Source organism: Mycoplasma zalophidermidis, from assembly GCF_024742155.1.
Taxonomy (GTDB): domain Bacteria; phylum Bacillota_I; class Bacilli_A; order Mycoplasmatales; family Metamycoplasmataceae; genus Mycoplasmopsis; species Mycoplasmopsis zalophidermidis.
In genome coordinates this window covers 1-22,153 of the sequence record NZ_JANSFS010000005.1, presented here as the reverse complement: position 1 = coordinate 22,153, position 22,153 = coordinate 1, and the positions used below count along the sequence as shown (strand labels likewise).

The following is a 22,153-nucleotide window of genomic DNA, read 5'->3' as shown; positions in this document are numbered from 1 at the left end:
ACAAAAATGTGGATATTTTGCAAATTTTTATGAGTTAAACAAAAAAATGCACCTAAATGCATTTTAATTATAATCGCCATCTCATTCGAACTCATATTCAAATATTCTAACGGTATCCCCTTGTTGGATGCCCTTTTTAATAAGATCATCTCAAACACCTATTTTCTTTAAAATGTTATTAAATCTAAGTAGGTTGTCATAACTTACTAATGGGATTTTATCGTATAGTTTCTGGATTCTTGGTCCAGAAATTTCGAAATATCCTGCGTAAGGGTTGATAATTTTATATTCCTCTTCAAGTGAGATTTCGACGACTTCGTCCTCTTGAACTTCTTCGATTGGTTTTAATTTGTTAGCTTCAATTAAGTTTCATAATTCTTTCTTAACTTCGTCTAAATTATTCATGTCTAAAGCTGAAATTTGAACTATTTTAACATTTGGGTATTTTGCAACAAATTTTTCGTAATGTTCTTTAAATTGCGGTAGATCATTTTTATTTGCAATTACCAATTGAACTTTGTTTTCTAAATGTAAGCTATAGCTTTTTAGTTCTTCATTAATTGTTTCGAAATCTTCAATCGGATCTTTATATTCGCTACCAAAATCAATGATGTGAGCAATAACGCGACATCTTTCAATGTGTTTTAAGAATTGAATCCCCAATCCACGACCTTGAGATGCTCCTTCAATTAATCCTGGCAAATCAGCTACAACAAATGAATTATCGTAGTATTTAACCATACCTAATTGAGGAACTAAAGTTGTAAATTCATAGTCGGCAATTTTTGCTTTTGCATTTGAAATTGCTGAAAGCAAGGTACTTTTTCCAGCGGATGGTTTTCCAACAACTCCGACATCTGACATTATTTTTAAAATGATATGAGCATCGAATTTTTCGCCACGTGTACCATTTTCACAAATTCTAGGAGCGGTATTACGTGGTGATTTAAATTTCATATTACCACGACCACCTTGACCACCTCTAGCTACTAAGTATTCTTTAGGTTCGATAATATCAGCAACTACCTTGCCATTATTATAAACGACTGTACCGATTGGAACGGGAACGTATTTATCTTTTCCCGCGGCTCCATATAAATTTTTTGGTCCACCGTTGACTCCGTCATCAGCAGTTATTTTTTTGTTTCCATAAAGAGATAAAAGTGTATTTTTTCCAAGGTCACCAACGAAATAAATATTTCCGCCACGACCACCATCGCCGCCGTCTGGTCCTCCCTTGTCAACGTGTGCTTCTCTTCTAAATGAAATCATTCCGTCGCCGCCTTTTCCAGCAACTAATTGAATTTTAATTTCATCAATAAATCTAGCCATTTATTACCCCCTTACTTCAAAATAAATATATAAATTATGTTTTATTCTTTTGATGAGTTAAATTTAGATAAATAATCTAATATCGCAATACCTAAACCATGTTCCTGAACTGATCTGGTTACATATTTTGCTTTTTCTTTAACTATGTCTTTTGAATTATCCATTGCGTATGAATAATTGAAACGTTTAAACATTGAAAAATCGTTTTCTGAGTCCCCAATAACCATAACGTCATTGTTTGAGTAGTTTTTGAATATATTTTCTAACATTCATAAAATCGCTCTACCTTTTGATGCTCCGTAAGGTAAGATTTCAAGGTTCATATGTGTTTTTATTAATTTAACATCTAAACCTTTTAATAATTTGATTAATTCATCAACATTTTCGGTTGTTTCAAAATAAACTTCAATTTTCGAAACGTTTTTAATGTCTTGTCCTTCATATAATTCAAATTGGTCAAATGTTTCATATCTAAAGTAAATTCTGTTTAAAAACTCTTTATCTTCTTCTTTAAAAATATAAAAAGCATCTGAACTTCAGCCGGCTGCTGAAACTTTATGTTCTCTAAAAATATCAAAGATTTTTTTAACAACTTTTGGGTTAATGAATTCTTCTCTTACGAATTTGTAACGCTTAAAATCGTAAATTTGAACACCACTTGAACCGATTATGTAATCAGCATTAACAAGTTTTGCAAGTTTGAACATCTTAGGACAAATTGGGTTTCCAGTTGCGATATTGAAACTTAACTCGTTGTTTTTAATTATGTTTAAATTGTAGTTTGAGACGTAACCATTGCTTGTGTAGATTGTTCCGTCAACATCACTAAATACTATTGGTTTCTTTTTCATAAAAGCCCCTTTCTGCTAAATGCTAATAAATAATACATTATTTTTAAAATTTGGATAATTTTTCATTCTAATAAGTAATATTTAAGATTAAAATAGAAACGTTTCCGGTTTTTACCGAATTATTTAACTTATTTTTACTAATCAAAAATACTATTTATATATAAAGTGGTAAAATTAGTATATAAGTTTTACTTATATTAAAATAAGAAAGACGTGTACTATATAAATCACACTTTATCAGGTTTAACATCGCTTTCAAATCATAAAATTAGAAGGAGAAAATATGACACCACACATTAACGCCAAAAAAGGCGAAATTGCTAAAACAGTTTTAATGCCCGGAGATCCATTGAGAGCAAAATTTATTGCTGAAACATTTTTGGAACCAGGTTATAAATTAGTTAACACTGTTAGAAATATGTTTATTTACACAGGAAAATACAACGGTAAGGAAGTTTCTATTGCTGGATCGGGTATGGGTTGTCCATCAATCGGGATTTATAGCTATGAATTATTTGCATTTTACGATGTAGAAGAAATTATTAGAATTGGTTCAGCAGGCGCTTACGTTGCTGACTTACCTCTATATCAAACATTTTTAGCTACTGAAGCTTACGCTGATAGTGACCACTTCAGAAGATTAGTTTTAGGAGATGAATTTGCGTCTAATTTAGCATTACCATCTGCTCAACTAAATGATGAATTGAGAGCTTCAGCTAAAGCTCAAGGTATTGATTTAGCTGAAGGACGTGTTCACTCATCAGACGTTTTCTACTCAACTTTAACTGTTGAAGACAGAATTAATCAAACTAAGTCGGCATGTGTTGAAATGGAATCATTAGCATTATTTACTAATGCTGAAAAATTAGGTAAAAAAGCTGCTTGTTTATTAACCATTTCTGACAACTTGGTTACACATGAAGAAACATCACCTGCTGAAAGACAAACTGCATTTACTAATATGATGAAAGTAGCTTTAGGAGTAGCAAAATAATATGCGTATAGTCGATTTAATCGAAAAAAAAAGACTAAATAAAAGTCTTACAAAAGAAGAGATAAACTATTTAATTTCTTCGTATGTTTCTGGTGAAACACCAGATTACCAAATGGCAGCATTTATTATGGCTGTTATGTTTAATGGAATGGCTAAAGAAGAAATTGCCGAATTCACACGTGTTATGATGCTTTCAGGAGATGTTATTGACTTAAGTTCAATTCCAGGAATCAAAGTTGACAAACACTCAACTGGTGGAGTTGGGGACAAGACAACTTTAGCTGTAGCCCCAATTGTTGCTGCTTGTGGTGCACCAGTTGCTAAAATGTCAGGTAGAGGTTTAGGACACACAGGTGGTACTTTAGATAAATTAGAATCAATCCCTGGTTTCAGATTCGAATTAACTGAAGCAGAATTTATTAAACAAGTTAAAAAATACGGTATTGCAGTTATCGGACAAACTGGTCAATTAGTACCGGCTGACAAAAAACTTTATGCATTAAGAGATGTTGTTAACTGCGTACAGTCAATTCCATTAATCGCTTCATCAATTATGTCTAAAAAATTAGCTACTGGTTCAGATGCAATATTACTAGATGTTAAATGTGGTAATGGTGCGTTTATGAAAAATGAAGAAGAAGCAATTGATTTGGCTAAAACAATGATTTCAATTGGTAAAGAGCTTAATGTTGATGTTAGAGCTGAAATAACTAACATGAACAGACCAATTGGTAGAGAAATCGGAAACAAAAATGAAGTTCTTGAAGCTATCTGAACATTACAAGGTAAGGGACCTCACGACTTCAATGAATTGGTTAAATCTTCTTGTGCAACCATTCTTTTACAATCTAAAATTTGTACAGATTACGAAGAAGCTAAAGCGAGAGTTCAAGAAGTTATTGACAATGGAAAAGCTTTGGAAAAATTCTATGAATTTGTAACTATTCAAGGAGGAAATGCTGAAATCCTAAAAAATGCATCAGCTTTCTGAAAACCTAAATACAAACACGAAGTTATTGCTCAAAATGAAGGTTACCTAGAAATTTTTGATTCATTAACTTTTGGTGTTGTTGCAATGAAATTAGGGGCTGGACGTGCCAGAAAAGAAGATTCAATCGACTTTGAAGCAGGAATAACATTAAATAAAAAAACAAATGAAGTTGTTAAAAAAGGTGATGTTTTATTCACTCTATACTCTTCAAACCCAATTGACTTGAAACTTGTCGAAGAATTATCTTCAGCATATAAATTTAACGATAAACAAGTTGAAAACAAAATTATATTGGCTAAATTAAGCTAATTTAGGAGAAAAAAATGAACTACAATCAAATGATAGATCACACATATTTAAAAGCTGATGCCACACAAAAAGACATTGACAACCTAATTGCAGATGCAATTAAATACAATTTTAAAACTATTTGCGTTAACTCATCATGAGTACCTTACGCTAAATCAAAATTAGCCAACACCGGTGTTGGTATTACATCAGTAATTGGCTTCCCATTAGGGGCTTGTTTAACTAATGTTAAAGCTTTTGAAGCACAAGAGGCTATCAAAGCTGGTGCAGATGAAATTGACATGGTTATTCACATTGGTAAAATGAAAGAAGGCCAATACGAATATGTTCTAAACGACATTAAAGAAGTTAAAAAAGCTTGCGGCAAAAACACATTAAAAGTTATTGTTGAAACAGCTTTATTAACTAAAGAAGAAATTGAAGAAGTTACAAGAATCGTTATGAAATCAGGTGCTGAATTCATTAAAACTTCAACAGGATTTTCAACACGTGGGGCTTCATTAGAAGATGTAAAAATTATGAAATCTATCTGCGGAGATACTTTATTAATCAAAGCAGCTGGTGGAATCAGTAACAAAGCTGATATGATTGCAATGGTTGAAGCTGGAGCAAATAGATTCGGTACAAGTCGTTCAATTGCTATTGTTGAAGGTAAGGATTCTAACGAAGGTTACTAATTACTTTTTAATAGGGCGCAATACCCTATTTTTTTTATACTCTTTTTAACTAATTTACCGTTATTTGAATGCTTCTGGTAATAAAAATAAGGCAGTGCCTTATTTAGTATTCTGTAATTATTGGGAATTCCTGGGTTAATTTTTTAATTTCATTAATAATATTTTTCGTTTTAATTTTGTCCGATAAAATTGTGTCGTGTTCAGTCAAGATTGTATCAATAATTGAAGCTAATTTAAATCATTTTGTAAATTTTCTTGAAGTCATTGCTGCAACACCAATTCTTATACCTGATGAAACCATTGGACTTAATTCATCATTTGGTATAGTATTTTTATTGACTGTGATATTAAATTTACCAAGTAAGATTTCTGCATCTTTACCAGTAATTTTATAGCTTTTATAAACATTGATGGTAAACAAATGATTCTCAGTTTTTCCTGATACTATTTCTATATTTTTATTTGTAAATCACTCACTGAAATCTTTGGCATTTTTGATAATTTGACGCCCATATTCTTTGAACTCTGGTTTCAGTGCTTCACCAAAAGCAACGGCTTTTCCGGCAATAGCATGAAATAGAGGACCACCTTGATAACCTGGAAAAACTCATCTATCAATCTTTTTAGCTATTTCTTCATTATTAGTCATAATGATTGCACCACGCGCTCCTCTTAATGTTTTGTGGGTGGTTGATGTAATTATATCTGCATAACCAACAGGAGAAGGGTGGACACCAGCAATTATCAGTCCCGAGATATGAGCTATATCCGCCATTAGTTTTGCTCCGCAAGCGTCGGCTATTTCTTTAAATTTTTTGAAATCAACGATTCTAGGATATGCAGAATAACCACATATAATGACCGCCGGTTTTTCTTTGATTGCTAGTTCTTTAATTTTATCGTAATCTAAAACGCCGTTATTGTCGACTTCGTAAGGTATTGATTCATAAAAAATACCACTAAAACTAATCTTATATCCGTGTGTTAGGTGTCCACCCGAATTTAATGAAAGTCCCATTATCTTATCGCCTGGTTTTGCAACCGATGCTAATGCTGCAGCATTTGCAACCGAGCCCGAATAAGGCTGGACATTTGCAAATTTAACACCGAATAATTTTTTTAGTCGTTCAATTGCTAGCGATTCAACTACATCAACATTTTCACACCCACCATAATATCTTCTTCCGGGATAACCTTCACCATATTTATTTGTTAAAACACTTCCCACGGCTTTTAAAACATCATTGGAAACATAGTTTTCAGAAGCTATTAACTCAATATGTTCATTTTGTCGTTTAACTTCATTGTTGATTGCTTTTTGTATGATTTTGTCGTTTAATACTATTTTTTTGTACATGTGCACCCCTTAATTATATTGATTATTAATTTGGTCAATGATATTGCTTTCTGCAGTTATTCTTATTGTTATTTTATTGCATTCATCTGTAACGAATTTGTCAATCTGTTCAATCTCGAAAACATTGTATTTTGAATTGATTTCGTCAATTTTATTCCCTATATTTTCTTTCTTACCTAATTCAAATGTGATATCTAATGTTTTTAATGGACTTGAATCATATTCATTGAAAATTAATTGAGTATTTAATTTAACATCTTTGAATTCTGCAACTCATAAATCGTCTTTTGCGTATCTAGCGTGAATCTTACCAATTCAACCAATCATTTCATTGTTAAGTATTATTTTTGCAGATACATTTGGATGAATATACTCATTATCTATAAATGGGACAAAAACAAGATTTGGCGTTTTTAAATAATTAACAATATCTTGTTTTAACTCTGTAAAACTTTTAATATTTGTTACTAAACCTATTACGTATTTATTATTGTTAATCATTCCTTTTTCAAAAATGTTAATTTTATCAATTTTACGTTTTATGTTATAGTTAGCAACCTGTAACATTGAAGTGATTATTGAGTTTCTAATAACTTCTCTTTCTTTTGAAACAAATGTTTGTAATTTAATTGTATTTTCAAAACTAAATGGATTTAAGTAGTTATTTAAAATGCTATCCAATGTAAAGGTTCTAACTTCTTTATAACCCATTGCCTGAAGTAATGATTTTGAAATATCTCTTTTATCAACTTTGAAAGGAATCAAATACGGTGCAAGCGGTTTGAAATTTGTGTAGCCATAAAATCTGAAATATTCTTCAATAATATCTTCGAATGTTTGAATATCTTTACGATAGTTTGGTGCGACTATTCTATTTTTATCCATTCTAAAACCTATTAGTTTTAGTTTTTTCTCCACATCTTCAAATACTTTTAGGCCACCTAAATCTGTGTTGGCATAAAGTGCCAATTTTTTACGATTTTGTAAAACACTATTGCCCAATCTTGATTTAGGTAATCCAATAACATTACTAAATGGGTGTTTATCTACAAAAGCTTTATATTGAAGATATTTCATTCCAAAACGTAAGATATGAGCATTAACACCACGACCACCTTGAATCGATGAAGCAGAATCAATTTTTACTTCTTTGGCTCCATGACGAACTTTTTTTGAATCGAAAACACCAATTTCGAACGCGATGTGAGTTGTGTCATTTTTTACAGAGGTTTCGGAGCAACCTATTACGCATGCTAAAGAAATTAACTTGTTTTCGTCGAAAATAGCCAGTGTGTCATTGACTTCTATTTCTTTATCACCAAGTATTTTAACCTTACCAGTATAATTTTGACAAGTAAGTTTATTACCAATTTTGTCTTTGTCATATGCATGTGTCGGTGCCCCAGTGTAAAGCAATGTTAAATTAGAAATATCTACAGCTCAAATATTCTTCGCCTCAACTCCGTGTTTTGCCAAAAATAGCATATCTAATAGGTTTGTATTAGTTTTATATGTTTTACATTCCATAAAAGCCAAATAATCTGCCCGATGTTTAGATGAAGAAATCTTAGTTTTATATTTATTAATTATTTTTTTGTTATCTCAATCGAATCATTTAAATTCGGTATTGTAATATGCCGCCAATTCACGGGCTAACACATAATATGAATTAGCATCAGAACGATTAGCGGGTGTTGTAATATCAATAATGTAGTCGTCCAATCCAAAGTATTCGACAGGATCTATGTCTAATGGCAATGGTTGTTCAAGCATCATTAAATCTTCTTCTTTAAAAGGTAATTTAGATATATCAAACCCTAACTCATTAAAGTTTGAAAGCATACCTTGTGATTCTATCCCGGCTATTTTTTTAGTACCAAAAACGACGCCCCCTTTAGAAGCTCCTTCAACAAATGCGGTAGTATAACAACCGACTTTCGCATTTTTCGCGTTTGTTTGTATTGTGATTTGTTTATTATCCGCAAGTTCCAATTCTACAACAGTTAAATTTTTAGAATTTGGGTTTGCATATACGTTTATAACTTTGGCAAATTTAACTCCTTCAACATCACTAAGTGGTGCAATTGATTCGACTTCATATCCAAGATTATTAATGGCTTTTTCAACTGTCAAATCTAGTTTTTTATTTGGCAAAAATTTATTTAATTCTTTTAATGTTACTATCATGATTTTCCTTTCGCAAACTAAAATCAATTGGTTTGGTTAATTTTTGATTTACTTTTTTATAGAAATTAAAATCTTTAAAACTATTTGTTGAGCGTGAATATGATAAAGGCGACGGATGAGAACAAGCAATAATTTGGTCTCGGCTAATTAATTTTAAATCAATAAATTCCTTAACAAAATCTTGTGCCTGTTTCCCTCATAAACCAAATAGTACCTTTGGATTAAATCCAATAACATATTTAATTAAATTCTTAACAAATATGTCTCATCCTAGAGCTGAATGTGAATTTGGAGTTTTACTTCTGACACTCAAAGTTGTGTTTATTAGTAAAATTCCTTGCTTAGCTCACGATTCGAGTGAATAGGTTTCAATAATTGAATTTGGATAATCTTTAATTAGTTCTTTAAGCATATTATTTAAACTACGAGGGCATTTGTTTTGTCTTGTACTAAATGCGAGACCATCAGCTTGTCCAGCCAGATAGTATGGGTCTTGACCTAAAATAATCAATTTAGTATCTTCTGGTTCAAAGAATTTTAATGCTCTAAATCTATCTTTTTCAGCTGGATAGATTTCGTAATTTATTTCTTCTTGTCTAAGTTTGGATTGAAGTTCTATAAAGTAGTTTTTCTTTTTCTCAATATTTAGAAAAGTATCAAATTTATTTTTCGGCATTAAATTGGTTGAGTGTTCTTAAATCGTTTGTATAGAACTCCCGAATATCTTTAATTCCATATTTAACCATTGCTATTCTTTCGATTCCTACACCGGCTGCAAACCCATTATATTTTTTGTTATCATAACCAGCTAATTTCATTACATTTGGGTGCAACATTCCAGCACCTAAAACTTCAATTCAACGATTTTTGTAAAAAATATCAACTTCAACACTTGGTTCTGTAAATGGAAAAAAGCTAGGTCTTAATCTTAATTCTAATTCTTCTTCAAAAACATAACTCAATAGAGATTTTAGAGTTCAAATAAGATTAGGGAAGCTTACATTACCAACGCTCACAAAATCTAGTTGAGTGAATTGATGTGAGTGAGTTGCATCATCTTCATCATTACGGTAAACTTTTCCGATTGCGAAGTTATTCAGTGGTTTATTTGCATTTTTTTCTAGTTCCGCAGCACTAATTCCGGTATTGTGTGTTCTCAGTAATGTTGTTGGGTTCAAATATAGTGAGTCATGCATTGCTCTTGCTGGGTGGTCGGATGGCATATTTAATTTTTCAAAGTTGTAGTAATCAGAACAAATTTCACCTGCTGTAGATTCAAAATATCCATTTTGGATAAATCAATCACGCATTCTATTTTCAATAATTGTGATAGGGTGCAATGAGCCAGGTGTTATAGTAGGTTGAGTAACGTCAATAAATGTATTATTAACTAAGTTGTCTATTCTTTTGTCTTCTAATTTTTTTTCAGCTTCTTGAAATAATTGTTCATAATCTGATTTGATTTTGTTAATTTGTTGACCGATTTCTCTTTTTTTATCGTTTGGAGCTGTTTTTAATTTAATTTGTAACTGAGCTAATTCTCCTTCTTTTCCATAGATTTTGTTTTTGGCTATTTTAAGCTCTTCAAATGTATTAATTTCTTCAATATTAATTTTCATCTTTTTTGTCCTTTCAATTTGCTATTAGATTATAGTAATCAGTGGTTTTTTTATTATCGTTTTCACTTAGAGTAAAAAACTTCATATTTTCAATTTTTTTAGGTAAATAAGTTTGGTTAACTCAAGAATTTGGGTAATCATGTGGATATTTATAATCAATTCCGTAGCCAAGTTTAGATGCGGAAGTAAAATGCGAATCTTTCAAATGTTTAGGTACTTCAAAAATATTACCCTCTTCAATAAAATTAATCATTTTGTTCATTGCTTTGTATGTAGATGAACTTTTTGGGGAAAGTGCCAATTGGGTTATTAAATAGAAAATTGGTATGTTGGCTTCTGGAAACCCTAAACGCTCAACGGCATTTAAAGCTGCTTCAACACGTAATGAAGCATTAGGGTCTGCAAGACCAATGTCTTCATACGCTACAGCAGTTAAACGTCTAAATAGGCCCTGATAATCACCGCTCTTTAAAATTATTGCCCCTCAATATAATGCCGCATCAACATCAGAACCTCGTAATGACTTATGAAATGCTGATAAATGATCGTAGTGCGCGTTTGAGTCTTTATCGACATAAAAATTTATGTTGGGTATTAATGTCTTAATAATATCTTCGCTAATTTCTTGACCGTTGCTTAATGTTGCGAGCATTTGTAAATTATTCAAACAAAACCGATAATCTCCGGTCGAATACCTAATTAAACATAAAATATTATCATCGTTAATGTTTAATTCTGGGTAGTTTTGTTTAATAACCACTTTTAACGCTTCAAAAACGTCATGTTCATCTAATTTATTGAACTGTAAAATCTGCATTCGACTTCTTAATGCTGGGTTGACTCTAAAATAAGGATTTTCAGTTGTTGTTGCGTAAATTATCACTTTATCAAATTCAAGATAAGAAAGTAAGATATCTTGCAAGTTTTTGGTTAATCTATGGATTTCATCAATGATAACTATGTCATTATTATTTATCATTGTAATTAATTCATTTTTGTTATCTACACTAGCATTAAATAAAGCATATTTTAAACCTAAATCATTAGCTAAAGCAATAGCTGTCGAGGTTTTACCAACACCTGATTCACCAAAAAAAATGTAACTTGTATACATATTGCTTTCAACAACTTTTTTTAGTAAATTAACAATATTTTTTTGACCTACTATGTCATTTAGGGTTTTGGGTCTTAATTCATTAGCTAAATTATTCATAATAATATTTTAAGTTATAAAAAAATTAAAAATAATAAAAATTAAAAATTCCTAAAACAAAATAAAAAATAAGCCGACTTAGGCTTAATTTATTTTAATCTTCATATTTGAAAGCAACGAGAATAAAACACGAAAAATTATTGGTATTACAAAGGTTACTGTCAAATAAACTATGAAATAAAGGCTAATTATATGAACAAATACAAAATTAACAATTAGTAATGTTGCGATAATTAATAATGTTGAAATAGGGATTATGTTAGCTAAAATTTTTTTACCAAAAGAAATTTTTTCATTAGTTTTTGGTGTTGTAACAAACTTTGCTTTTATACCAAAAATTGTAATAAACGCTTTAATTCAACAGTCAACTAGAAGAGATGTGTACATGATAAATGTTATGACAGGGTAAAAAATAATTTGAAATGGTACTAATCATTTTCTTTTAGATACTATTGCAATATGAATAAATACCGGGATTAGCGACGCAATAAAAGATCCAGTAATAAGTAAAATGATAAAAATGTTATACTTGAAGCCAAAATAAAAGTTTAAGTCTATATTTGAAGCTACACTAAAAACATTAGAAATAATTTGAAATATTAAAATTAATAAGTTAAAAACTAAAAATAATACGTTTGAAAGAGAAATGTTTGAAAGAATTTGAAACATACTGAATATATTGTTGTGGCGACCTATTTTTCTAATAAATACTCTGAATCACAGGTCATGATCTCCACTTACAAATTTTAGTTGTCTTACACGGAATGCATTGAAGCTAACTGGGAATTCCTCGGTATTTACTAACTCGGAAGCAAAAATAGTTTGAAATTTATTACTTTTTGCGACAATAGAGGTTGCTATGTCCTCGATTACGATTTCTGGAATCTTGAAATCCATGGTTGATAAGGTCTCGTTAGAAATCATGGCACCGTGCCCATATAAAAAAGAGTGACCAATAAAATTATAATATTCATTTATTATTGGAAGTTTTCAAGGAATGCAACGAGACAATAAATTTTGAAATTGTGTTTGAGGAGTATCTGATTTATGATTTCCTTGTACTATACCTAAGTTAGAATAGTAATAGAAGTATTGTAGACATCGTTCTACGAAGTCAAAACATAATTTTTCATCAGAATCCAATCAAACATAATAGTCAAATTGATTTTTGTACAATGATAGAAAGTTGTTTATATTTCCAGCTTTAAACCCTTTTTTAATTTCACGTCTTATAACCGTGATGTTTAGATGTTGATTTTGTTGTATAAACGAATCAATCATTGAAATATATTTTGATTTTTTCGAGTCATCTAATATAAAAAAATGGATGTTTTTGTAAGATTGATTTATCGATTCCAACACGGCTTCTGACGAAAAATCATCCTTAGTAGGATAAAGCAATGCTATCTTGGCATCTGCTACAGAGGTGACATCAATTTTTCTTATTTTATTTTTTGTTTTTCTAAAGGATAGGAAAAAAGCAAGCCCTAAGAAAAATCTCATAAGAAACGTTGCGAATAAGTCAATGGTAAAAATATTCAACAACATCAGAAATGAAAATAGTACAATCAATCTTCAATCTGATGGTAAATCACTAATCAGAGCGTTATAATTTGCTAGTTTGTATACAATTAATCAGCTAAGTGATAGTGAACTCGCGAATACCAGTATTCTTAAAATGATAGATAGAATAAAATGCTTTTTTCTATTTAATCTGTAGGATTTATATTGAATGTTGTTTTCATCAGTTAATTTCATAGAATAATTTTACACTATTTGATTTTTATTGTAACGAAGTGAAAAGCTAAATATTAATTTTTTCCCCTATTTTTAGTTGGAGTATAATTTATTTAATTGATTTTATATTTTATTAATTGTGAGGCAAATTTATGGAAATTTACATTTTTATGTTAGTAGTATTTAATAATGGCGATTAGGAGATAATATGAAAAAAATAAAATTATTGTCTGTTTTGATAACAACACAAATAATATTTTCTAGTTTTGTTGCATCTACGTGTGCAAACAATAAAAATGTAAAAATAGATAATAAAAAATCTACATCTAGTGTAGAAGTTCAAACTGATATTATCAGTAAAAACATAAATGTAAATAATTTGGGTAATAATATTTTTAATGTTGATTATAGTTTCAAAAAATCAAATGAATATAACATTGCATTTTTGACGGGTACAATGCCTGTGTTGATTTTTCAAACAAGTCTCATTTTAAATGATCCAAATTTTAAATACATCCACCATGTTAAACAAAGCCAAGGAAATGATGAAATACCATCATATATTTGAGTTGATAGGAATCTAAGTTTAAATTATGATTATTTCCCAAAAAATGAGTATTTAAACCCTTTTGTTTCTAAAGAAGATCACATTAATTATGATACTTCAAAACATATAGTTAGTAAATACGATAATGGAATTGAAAAAACTTTATTGCTTACAAGAAGTATTTTAGACAAAAACCCGGAGGCAAAAATAAATTTCTACATCAACGATTATAATTCATATCTATATTTCTTATTTATTACCTTAAGTAACGTAAAAAATTATCATTTTTATCTTCTTACCGATGGCAGTTTTACGGAAGTTAATACACTGAAGATATTTAATAATCATAAACCAGATAATACATTACTAGAATACAAAGAATATATAAAGAATCTTACTGAACAAGTTCTGCGAACTAAATCTATAAATTATTGAACTTGAACCCCCTTTAATGTAAAATTTCAAGGTCAAATTAGTCCATTTGGTTTAAAGATGTACGATTCCAAAAATGTATCAATGATTGCAAATAAATATACTTTTTCTAAATTGGTCGATAATAGTAATATAACAGATGAATTCAAATTGTTTACTAATAACGTTATTTTGCCTAATATAACCGACAATAATTTAGGAAAGGCTTTTAGTGAAATTTCTAAGTCTAATGAAAAAATAACTTTAATGAAAAATAATTACAATTTATCAAACTCATTGTATGAAGAAAATTTCGATCCTGAAAATTCTTTAATTATTTTAGGAACTCACAACAAATTCGAAAAAGGCTTGTTTTTGTACTCAGAAGTGCTAAAAATATTATTTCCACAATACAAAATTTATTATAAAGGACACCCAGCAACACCGAGTGTACATTATCCGACAAAAGTTATCAAATTCAAAAATATGGAAATAAATGATATTAATTCATCAATTCCAGCAGAATTACTGTTTAGTTTTAACAATAAATTAAATGCAGCGGGTTGAACCACTACTACTTTTAATAGTGATGATGTTAAATACATTAAAGCTGTTTTCAATTTGGATCCAAACAATAAATTAAATAATGATAAAAGAGTTGACTATTCCCTACTTTACATCAATAAAAAAGAAACCAATCATAATGCAAAATATGATAATAAATTTGACAGCGATGAAGCTATTATTGTATTACCAATAAATAAAATAAACAAAGATTTTGATTACGCCGTTTACGATTCTGTTAAGAAACGACTAGTTAAATACAATTTTAAATAATAAAATGTCCACTTTTAATTAAAAGTGGACATTTTATTATTTTGCGTCTTCTTCCTTAAAGCCTTGATCTTCTTGTTTTTGCATTTCGGCATTTATCATTTCGAATGCCTTGTCAATTTCATCTAGTTTTTGTTTTAAGGTTTCGTAATCCTTAGATTCTAATAATTTTTCTAGTTCTGAAATTTTTTCTTCCGATATTTTTCTTTGTTCTTCGTTGATTTTATCTTTGTTTTCTTCTAAAGATTGCTTCATTTTAGAAACTAATGATTCAGCACGGACAATTGTTTCAATTTCTTGGGTGCGTTTTTCGTCGGCTTCTCTATTTGCTTCAGCATCTTTAACCATTTTATCTACTTCTTCATCACTTAATTTTGATGAATTTTTGATTACTTTACTTTCTTGTTTACCAGATTTTAGGTCTTTAGCAGAAACTGTGGTAATACCATTGGCATCAATAGTAAATGATACCTCAATTTGGGCTGTTCCACGTGGTGCTGGTTCAATACCATCTAAGTTGAACATACCTAATGATTTACAGTCATTTGCTAATTTTCTTTCACCTTGTACTACATGAATTGTAACTGCTGTTTGATTATCAGCGGCTGTGGTAAAGGTTTTGGTTTTAGTAATAGGAATTCTCGTATTACGTTCTATTAATGAAGCAACGATACCGTGTTCTGTTTCGATTCCAAGAGTCAAAGGTGTAACATCAACTAATAAGATATCACTTATATCTCCGGCTAAAACTGCACCTTGAATTGCAGCTCCCATTGCAACAACTTCATCAGGGTTTACAGATTTATTTGGTTTTTTACCTAGTTTTGTTTCAACTAGTGTTTGAACGGCGGGCATTCTTGTTGAACCCCCAACAAGTAAAACATCACTAATTTCAGACAATGATATTTTAGCATCACTAAGTGCTCTGTCAATAGGTGCTTTACATCTTTCTAATAACGATGCGGTCATTTGTTCAAATTCACTACGTTTTAATTCAGCTTCAACGTTAATTGGGGCTTGCCCTTCAATGAAAATTAAGAAAGGTAGTGAAATATGAGCAACCATTGATGAAGATAAATCTATTTTTGCTTTTTCAGCAGCTTGTTTTAAACGAGCCATTGCCATTTTATTTTCCGTAACATCATAATTGTGTTCTTTTTTGATTTTGTTAACTAATCAATTAACGATAGCATGATCTCAATCATCTCCACCTAATTCGTTATCTCCGGCGGTTGATAATACTTCGAATGTACCGTCTGCTAATTCCAAAATAGAAACGTCAAATGTACCACCACCAAGGTCGAAAACAAGAACTTTCTTTTCTTCATCGGTCTTATCTAGACCAAAACTTAATGCAGCAGCAGTAGGTTCATTAATTATTCTTAATACTTCTAGACCCGCAATTTTACCTGCTAATTTTGTTGATTCACGTTGTGCGTTATTGAAGTATGCTGGAACAGTTATAACTGCTTTTTCTACTTTGTGCCCAATTTTTTCTTCTGCGTATTTTTTTAAATTAGATAGAATCATTGCTGAAATTTCCTCGGGTTTGTACTCTTTTCCGTTTGCTTTAACGGTTTGTTTTGTACCCATTAATCTCTTAATTGATGCTATTGTGTCAGGGTTAGTTTCAATTTGATTCTTTGCGTTTTCACCAACGATTGTTTCTCCATCTTTAAATGAAACAACTGAAGGTGTTGTTCTTTTACCATTAAGGTTTTCTAAAACTACTGGCGTTCCATTATCTACGATAGAAACAACAGAGTTAGTAGTACCTAAGTCGATACCAATAATTACTTCTTTTGCCATAATTAAAATTCCTTTCAATTTATTTTGTCGAATATATTTACATAATTATTTTACCACAAATTAGCAGTCTTATATTTTAAGTGCTAATTTTTTTTGCTTTTTTTCAAAAAAGTCTATGTTTAAGTACAATTAGTAAAATAATTACTCAAGATGCATATCATATTAATAAAGAAACTTCGCTAATTTCTATGTTTAGGATTAAAATTGGAGAAAGTTTTACGGCTAAATTTATAGCTAAATCTAAAGATTCATATATAAACGATAAAAATTGTGGACTAAACCAAAAAAGCACAGAACCCAAGTACGCAAATTCTATTAAAGGAGTAAATAAAATTACTCATATCATTCCTAAAAGATTAATTGATTTATTAAATTTTATATTAAATAGTAGTGTAAAAACGGAAATCAAAAATGAAACTAATAAATATTTGAAAAAAACATTTTTTCGGTTCCTAATTATTTTTAAATTATTAATTAACATAATTATTGATGTAACTGAGTAAGTCAAAATGAAAGAATAATTATATATAAGATAAAAATTAATGTAAAAAGTTATTAACGAAGATGTGGCTAAACCGATTCATTTATTCTTTTTAAAAATTTTAAATATATACATTATGAACGCTCTTAGAGGGGGTATAAAATTAGGTATTAAACACAAATAATAAAATGAAATTATTAATGATAATACCTTTACTCAAACTTGCATTTTTTTATTTTTAATTTTATTGATAAATATTGTAAATATTTTATAAATTAAATCGAAGTGAATTCCGGATATAACTAACAAGTGGATTATGTTCAATTTAATTGCGTTTTGTTTTATGTCATTCACATTGTCATTAGAACCAAAAATTATTAATTTTCAATATTTTTGAAATAGTATTGGTTGATTTTTACAGTAATTATTTATTAAATTTTCAATAGATAATTTTGGTTTTTTTACTTCTAAGACAATTGGTTTCTCCAATAAAAAATCTATATTCTGTTTATTAAAAAAGTCATTATATTTTTCCTCGTTTATTCTTGGAATGCCTTTTATTTCTACGGTGTTGCCGGCATATAGGTTTTCGGCCGTGTTAAATTTATTTTGATAAAACAGCAAATTGACATTTTTGTAACTTATTATTGTGTATTTTTCTGAAGTTTTAACGATACGAGCATTGAATGTAATTTGCTCATTTATAGTAATATTTTCATTATTATTTCAGCGAGCAAAATGCAATAAATAAATTATTACTAATAGAACAGCTAATAAAAATAACTTCTTGCTAATGATTAGTAGATAAATAGAAGATAAGCTTAAAATTATTAATCATAAATACCTTAAGTAAAACGAAGTTATTGATAAATGTAAAAAAATAGGAATCATAAAACTGATTATTCATGATGCTATAGGATTATGATAGTTTTTAATTTTTTGATGCTTGCGGGCCCAATACCCTTTAATGATGCAATTTTTTCTCAAGTTGGTTTACCGATCTTGTTCTTATTGTTTATGATAATTAATGCAATTTTTCCTTTTATTCCCCTTTCAATCAGTTGTTCTACTGTATTCAATCTATCCCAGTGAATTTTATTTGACGTAGATTTTTTATATGGTATTTCAATGGTTGAGGATTTGTCGACATGACTATCAATTGGAACTTTTGACAAATCACTATCATTTGTAATGCCAGCAATTTTTAAAATATCAATAAATTTGGTTCCTACATCTATTTCGTATTCTCCGGGATTATTTACTGCGCCTTTCACATTTACAATAATGGTTTTTTTCTTAGATTCATTCACCTTTATTACCCTTTGGTCGTTTACTAAAGAGATTGTTAAAGCTCCGAAAAATAATAAAATCACCCCAAGTAAATATTTCGTAATTCTCTTTTTTCTCATACTTTTAATTAGGTAAAAATCAAATCAGTCCCGGAAAAAAGGAAATAATTATCATTTATTGAGTAAAAAAATAAAAAATAAGCCTACGCTTATTTCTAGAATACTAATTCTTTAGCAATACCTTTATCGTGGAATACATATTGTGTATCATTTCTAAATACCACATCGACTAATTCGGGATAATCAATAAAAGGATTGCGATTTCTTTGGTGTTTGTAAATTCCATTATTTCTGTCTAAATCAAACTGAGTGATTGAATCTCTATCGTTTCATTCTAATAATTCATTTAAAAAGTGTGCTTTAATTTTATTATTATTTGAACTATCAAATAATCTGCTTGCAACACCCTTTTGAGTTATATTTCTATCATTATATGTTAGATAAAAATACAAAATAGCTCTAGCCACATCACCTTTGAACTCATTAATCACTTCGGTTACATATCCACCATCAACGCCAGTTCCAACCTTAGTTCCATTAATTGATGTTCAACCGCTTTTTACATTTCCGTATGGGTAATTGCTATGTTTGCCATTAACGTGAATATCTGTTGGCCAAACGTGGTGAGCATCATTTCTCATTGGAGATTCTTTACCAAATCAGGATTGAGCAATGATATGTTCGCGGTTTCATCCGCCTCCCTCGCCTGCAGCAGTTGTTCCATTGTTATTAAACGAATAAGTATACTTATCATTTCCATTTGGAATTTCTTCATACATATCAAGTAACGAACCATCTTTTTCATAATATTTATCGACAAATGCATCGCGATATGTTCTGTGCAAATCTCCATATTCACCAGTGGAATTACGGTGTTGACGTTGTAGTTGCATTAAGGCATCAATTAGTTGTTGACCACTTTTGCCCTCTAAAGAACTATAAAATTTGTCATGTGAATCATATTTAATTGACGTTGCTTTAGTGATTGAAGGAGCAACTAAATCAGGATATTGATCGCTAAATTTACCAATAATTTTAATATCAGTTAACTTTTCATTTAAAGAACCATTAATTTTTTCTTTATTTTTTGAAAGGTTAACGTTCGTTTGGGGTGTTGCGTTGTCCAGCAAAACTCCGTTTTTTATTTTAAATTTTGTTTCATAAACATTTTCGGAAATAAGACTTGGAGCGTTTTTTCCTTTATAATATCTTGCTTTATATTTTAAAGTTAATACATTTCCGTCAATATTAAATGCGATTTCATCGCTGGGGTTTTTTTCGTCGCTGTCTATGCTACAAAATTGAAAACTTGTATTTGAAGGATTTTGTTTTAAAACAAAAAGTTTTTTTGCTTGATTTCATTCTGTCCCGCCTTTAGGTCTGTCTGGCGAAACGATTATCGCTTTAGATGAGTAAGAATAAAATAATTTTTGACCTTGTAATTCCTTAAGCACATCTGTATCTGATGATTCTAATTTAAAGATGTTATCAACATTCATTGCTCAATTTGCAAATTCAGAATCAATTTTACTTAACTTAACTTCATATTTATTTGTTTCGGTTTGATTGGTTTTACCGCTAATTATTGATTTTTCATTTTGATTATCCTGTTTTTGACAAGCTGCGGATACAACTGCTAAAGCAGCTGATGAAAAACCTACTAGCGGCAATAGTATAAATTTATTTAATTTTTTCATATAATAATTCCTTTATGCATTAGCATCAAAAAAATAATGGGACTCGAAATGAGATTTTATAAATATTTTGATATATTTGCTTCTAAATTATACATTTATGGATTTATATAGTTTCATTTTTTAAGTATTGCCATAATATTTTAATAAATTTCCATATTTTTTCCATATTTTTACATGAGTCCGTTAAATAACGTGTTTTGGGCGAAGGCAATATTTTTAAAGAGACAAACTTATAATATCGTTTTAAACAATATCAAATAATTTCCAAAATTGTAAAATTGGTGATTACTTAAATTGTTATTTTTTATGTGTTCGACCTTTTCTTGAATATTTAATTTTGTGAATTTGTATTTCTGAGCAATTTTGCGTATAACCCAAAATGCAATACAGCTCTTTTGATTAATTGTTTTAACAACTCGCTGTATGGTTGGTGGCAATGATTTATTTTATTTTTTTGTTTATGCAAATAAATACCTTAGGATACGTCATACGTAAACTTTTGATTTGAAAAGTACTTGTAATCGTTTTGGTAAGCTAAACAAACTTACGCACAATGCACTTTTGCTTTTATTTTGTTTTCTTGTTTATTGCTGTTTTTATATTTAAAATAGTAAGCACAATATTTGTAAATTAGACATTTCAAAATTAATATCTAATAAATAATAGTGTTGTTGAATAGTCTTATAATACTTAAAATGACTAATTATTTATTTGCAATGGTGTCTTCTCTGTGCGCAATGCATGTATAATAAGGATAGAAATGGAGATAAAATGAAAGTAAATTTTAAATCAAAACTTGTCGAGCTCTTAGGTAAACAAATTAATGTGGGAGATAAATTTCCAACTTTTAAAGCTGTTAATTTAGATTTAAGTGACTTTAATTTTGATGATTTACCAAAATCAAAGAAATTAGTTATTTCAATACCTTCAATTGATACGGGCGTTTGTGAAATGGAAACTACAAAGTTTATGAATTATTTTAAAAATTTAGATTACCCTGTGTTGGCAATTTCTTATGACTTACCATTCGCTTTTGTTCGTTGATGCACTGCTCGTGATAATAAAAAAGTTATTCCGCTTAGCGAATTTAGATATAATGATTTTGGTCTTAAAACTGGAACAAAATTAGACGAAGTTGGTTTATTGACTAGGGCCGTATTCGTCTTGGATGAAAATAACGAAGTATTACATGTTGAGTATGTTAAAGAAGTTAGTAATGAACCTAATTACGAAAAAGTTTACGAATTTTTTAAATAGTTAAACACTAATTTTTTAATCAGCGCTTTCGCGCTGTTTTTTATTTTTTATTCGAACCATTAATTATTAATTCGATAATAATTCGAATTAGGAATTGACAATAATTTATTTAGCAAAGTTTATTTGATAAAGAAATAATTAAAACATTAATAAGGTACAATATTAAATTTAATATTAATATATTATAAAAACTAGAAGTTCTTGTTATAAAAAAAATATAAAAAAATTTTGTAAAAATCTAAACTATATTAAAATAATAATCACTAGCATATGTTAGTTAAATTACCTGACGAAAATGACCGAAAAAAATTAAAAAAATATTTGGTTTTTATTTGAAAGCGTGATATTATTATTAAGCGTTTTATAAATAACGCATTGTTCTTTGAAAACTAGATATATAAACATGACGAAGTCAATTTTTTCGAGAGTTTGATCCTGGCTCAGGATGAACGCTGGCTGTGTGCCTAATACATGCATGTCGAGCGAAGTACTTTTGTACTT

General features: G+C 29.5%; 17 protein-coding genes and 1 rRNA gene. 6 read left to right on the top strand and 12 right to left on the bottom strand.

The window, feature by feature from the left end:
* Nucleotides 1-63: 63 nt before the first annotated feature.
* Both obgE and NW238_RS02900 read right to left on the bottom strand, forming a co-directional pair.
* Nucleotides 64-1,332 (bottom strand): GTPase ObgE, encoded by a 1,269-nt coding sequence (gene obgE / locus NW238_RS02905; protein WP_216505619.1) that lies wholly within the window; start codon nucleotides 1,330-1,332, stop codon nucleotides 64-66.
* Between the two features lie 41 nt (nucleotides 1,333-1,373).
* On the bottom strand, nucleotides 1,374-2,183 hold the full coding sequence (locus tag NW238_RS02900; RefSeq protein WP_216505620.1) for a Cof-type HAD-IIB family hydrolase: 810 nt from the start codon (nucleotides 2,181-2,183) through the stop codon (nucleotides 1,374-1,376).
* 283 nt (nucleotides 2,184-2,466) lie between these two features.
* Here NW238_RS02900 and deoD point away from each other — a divergent pair, with 283 nt between their 5' ends.
* The 3 genes from deoD to deoC are packed head-to-tail and all read left to right on the top strand — an operon-like array spanning nucleotide 2,467 to nucleotide 5,154.
* A complete protein-coding gene (gene deoD / locus NW238_RS02895; RefSeq protein ID WP_216505621.1) occupies nucleotides 2,467-3,177 on the top strand; it encodes a purine-nucleoside phosphorylase in 711 nt (236 codons plus the stop codon).
* Nucleotide 3,178: 1 nt separating this feature from the next.
* Nucleotides 3,179-4,477: a pyrimidine-nucleoside phosphorylase gene (locus NW238_RS02890; protein ID WP_216505622.1), complete on the top strand. Its 1,299-nt coding sequence runs from the start codon at nucleotides 3,179-3,181 to the stop codon at nucleotides 4,475-4,477.
* Between the two features lie 14 nt (nucleotides 4,478-4,491).
* Nucleotides 4,492-5,154: a deoxyribose-phosphate aldolase gene (deoC, locus tag NW238_RS02885; protein WP_216505623.1), complete on the top strand. Its 663-nt coding sequence runs from the start codon at nucleotides 4,492-4,494 to the stop codon at nucleotides 5,152-5,154.
* Between the two features lie 103 nt (nucleotides 5,155-5,257).
* Here the strand turns inward: deoC and glyA are convergent, their stop codons facing one another.
* The 6 genes from glyA to NW238_RS02855 form a co-directional block, all read right to left on the bottom strand.
* The gene (gene glyA, locus NW238_RS02880) at nucleotides 5,258-6,511 is read right to left on the bottom strand and encodes a serine hydroxymethyltransferase (RefSeq protein WP_258451783.1); all 1,254 of its coding nucleotides are present in this window, start codon (nucleotides 6,509-6,511) and stop codon (nucleotides 5,258-5,260) included.
* A gap of 9 nt (nucleotides 6,512-6,520) precedes the next feature.
* Nucleotides 6,521-8,698 carry a phenylalanine--tRNA ligase subunit beta gene (locus NW238_RS02875; RefSeq protein ID WP_258451782.1) on the bottom strand — a complete coding sequence of 726 codons (2,178 nt, stop codon included), beginning with the start codon at nucleotides 8,696-8,698 and terminating at the stop codon, nucleotides 6,521-6,523.
* Nucleotides 8,670-9,374, bottom strand: a complete 705-nt coding sequence (locus NW238_RS02870) for a uracil-DNA glycosylase (protein WP_216505626.1) — start codon at nucleotides 9,372-9,374, stop codon at nucleotides 8,670-8,672. The genes NW238_RS02875 and NW238_RS02870 overlap by 29 nt, the downstream gene beginning before the upstream one ends.
* Entirely contained in the window at nucleotides 9,361-10,317 is a 957-nt protein-coding gene (gene pheS, locus NW238_RS02865) for a phenylalanine--tRNA ligase subunit alpha (protein WP_216505627.1), read from the bottom strand. Before pheS ends, NW238_RS02870 begins: the two co-directional genes overlap by 14 nt.
* A complete protein-coding gene (locus NW238_RS02860; RefSeq protein WP_258451781.1) occupies nucleotides 10,307-11,530 on the bottom strand; it encodes a replication-associated recombination protein A in 1,224 nt (407 codons plus the stop codon). Before NW238_RS02860 ends, pheS begins: the two co-directional genes overlap by 11 nt.
* Before the next feature lie 84 nt (nucleotides 11,531-11,614).
* Entirely contained in the window at nucleotides 11,615-13,288 is a 1,674-nt protein-coding gene (locus tag NW238_RS02855) for a glycosyltransferase family 2 protein (RefSeq protein ID WP_216505629.1), read from the bottom strand.
* 187 nt (nucleotides 13,289-13,475) lie between these two features.
* On the opposite strand from NW238_RS02855, the gene NW238_RS02850 reads away from it, so the two are divergent.
* Entirely contained in the window at nucleotides 13,476-15,062 is a 1,587-nt protein-coding gene (locus tag NW238_RS02850; protein WP_258451780.1) for a hypothetical protein, read from the top strand.
* A gap of 36 nt (nucleotides 15,063-15,098) precedes the next feature.
* Here NW238_RS02850 and dnaK read toward each other — a convergent pair whose 3' ends face one another.
* From dnaK to NW238_RS02830, 4 genes are all read right to left on the bottom strand, one after another.
* Nucleotides 15,099-16,868 carry a molecular chaperone DnaK gene (gene dnaK, locus NW238_RS02845; RefSeq protein WP_216505631.1) on the bottom strand — a complete coding sequence of 590 codons (1,770 nt, stop codon included), beginning with the start codon at nucleotides 16,866-16,868 and terminating at the stop codon, nucleotides 15,099-15,101.
* A gap of 76 nt (nucleotides 16,869-16,944) precedes the next feature.
* Nucleotides 16,945-18,336 (bottom strand): MAG0480 family ComEC-like protein, encoded by a 1,392-nt coding sequence (locus NW238_RS03630; RefSeq protein ID WP_373422556.1) that lies wholly within the window; start codon nucleotides 18,334-18,336, stop codon nucleotides 16,945-16,947.
* Nucleotides 18,261-18,758, bottom strand: a complete 498-nt coding sequence (locus tag NW238_RS02835; RefSeq protein ID WP_216505633.1) for an MAG0490 family ComEA-like DNA-binding protein — start codon at nucleotides 18,756-18,758, stop codon at nucleotides 18,261-18,263. The genes NW238_RS03630 and NW238_RS02835 overlap by 76 nt, the downstream gene beginning before the upstream one ends.
* Nucleotides 18,759-18,853: 95 nt before the next feature.
* Nucleotides 18,854-20,395 carry an endonuclease gene (locus tag NW238_RS02830; protein ID WP_258451779.1) on the bottom strand — a complete coding sequence of 514 codons (1,542 nt, stop codon included), beginning with the start codon at nucleotides 20,393-20,395 and terminating at the stop codon, nucleotides 18,854-18,856.
* 771 nt (nucleotides 20,396-21,166) lie between these two features.
* Between NW238_RS02830 and tpx the strand changes: the two genes are divergently transcribed.
* Complete coding sequence (tpx, locus tag NW238_RS02825; protein WP_216505635.1) at nucleotides 21,167-21,652, top strand: thiol peroxidase; 486 nt, start codon at nucleotides 21,167-21,169, stop codon at nucleotides 21,650-21,652.
* A gap of 417 nt (nucleotides 21,653-22,069) precedes the next feature.
* A 16S ribosomal RNA gene (locus tag NW238_RS02820) occupies nucleotides 22,070-22,153 on the top strand; the annotation flags it as partial.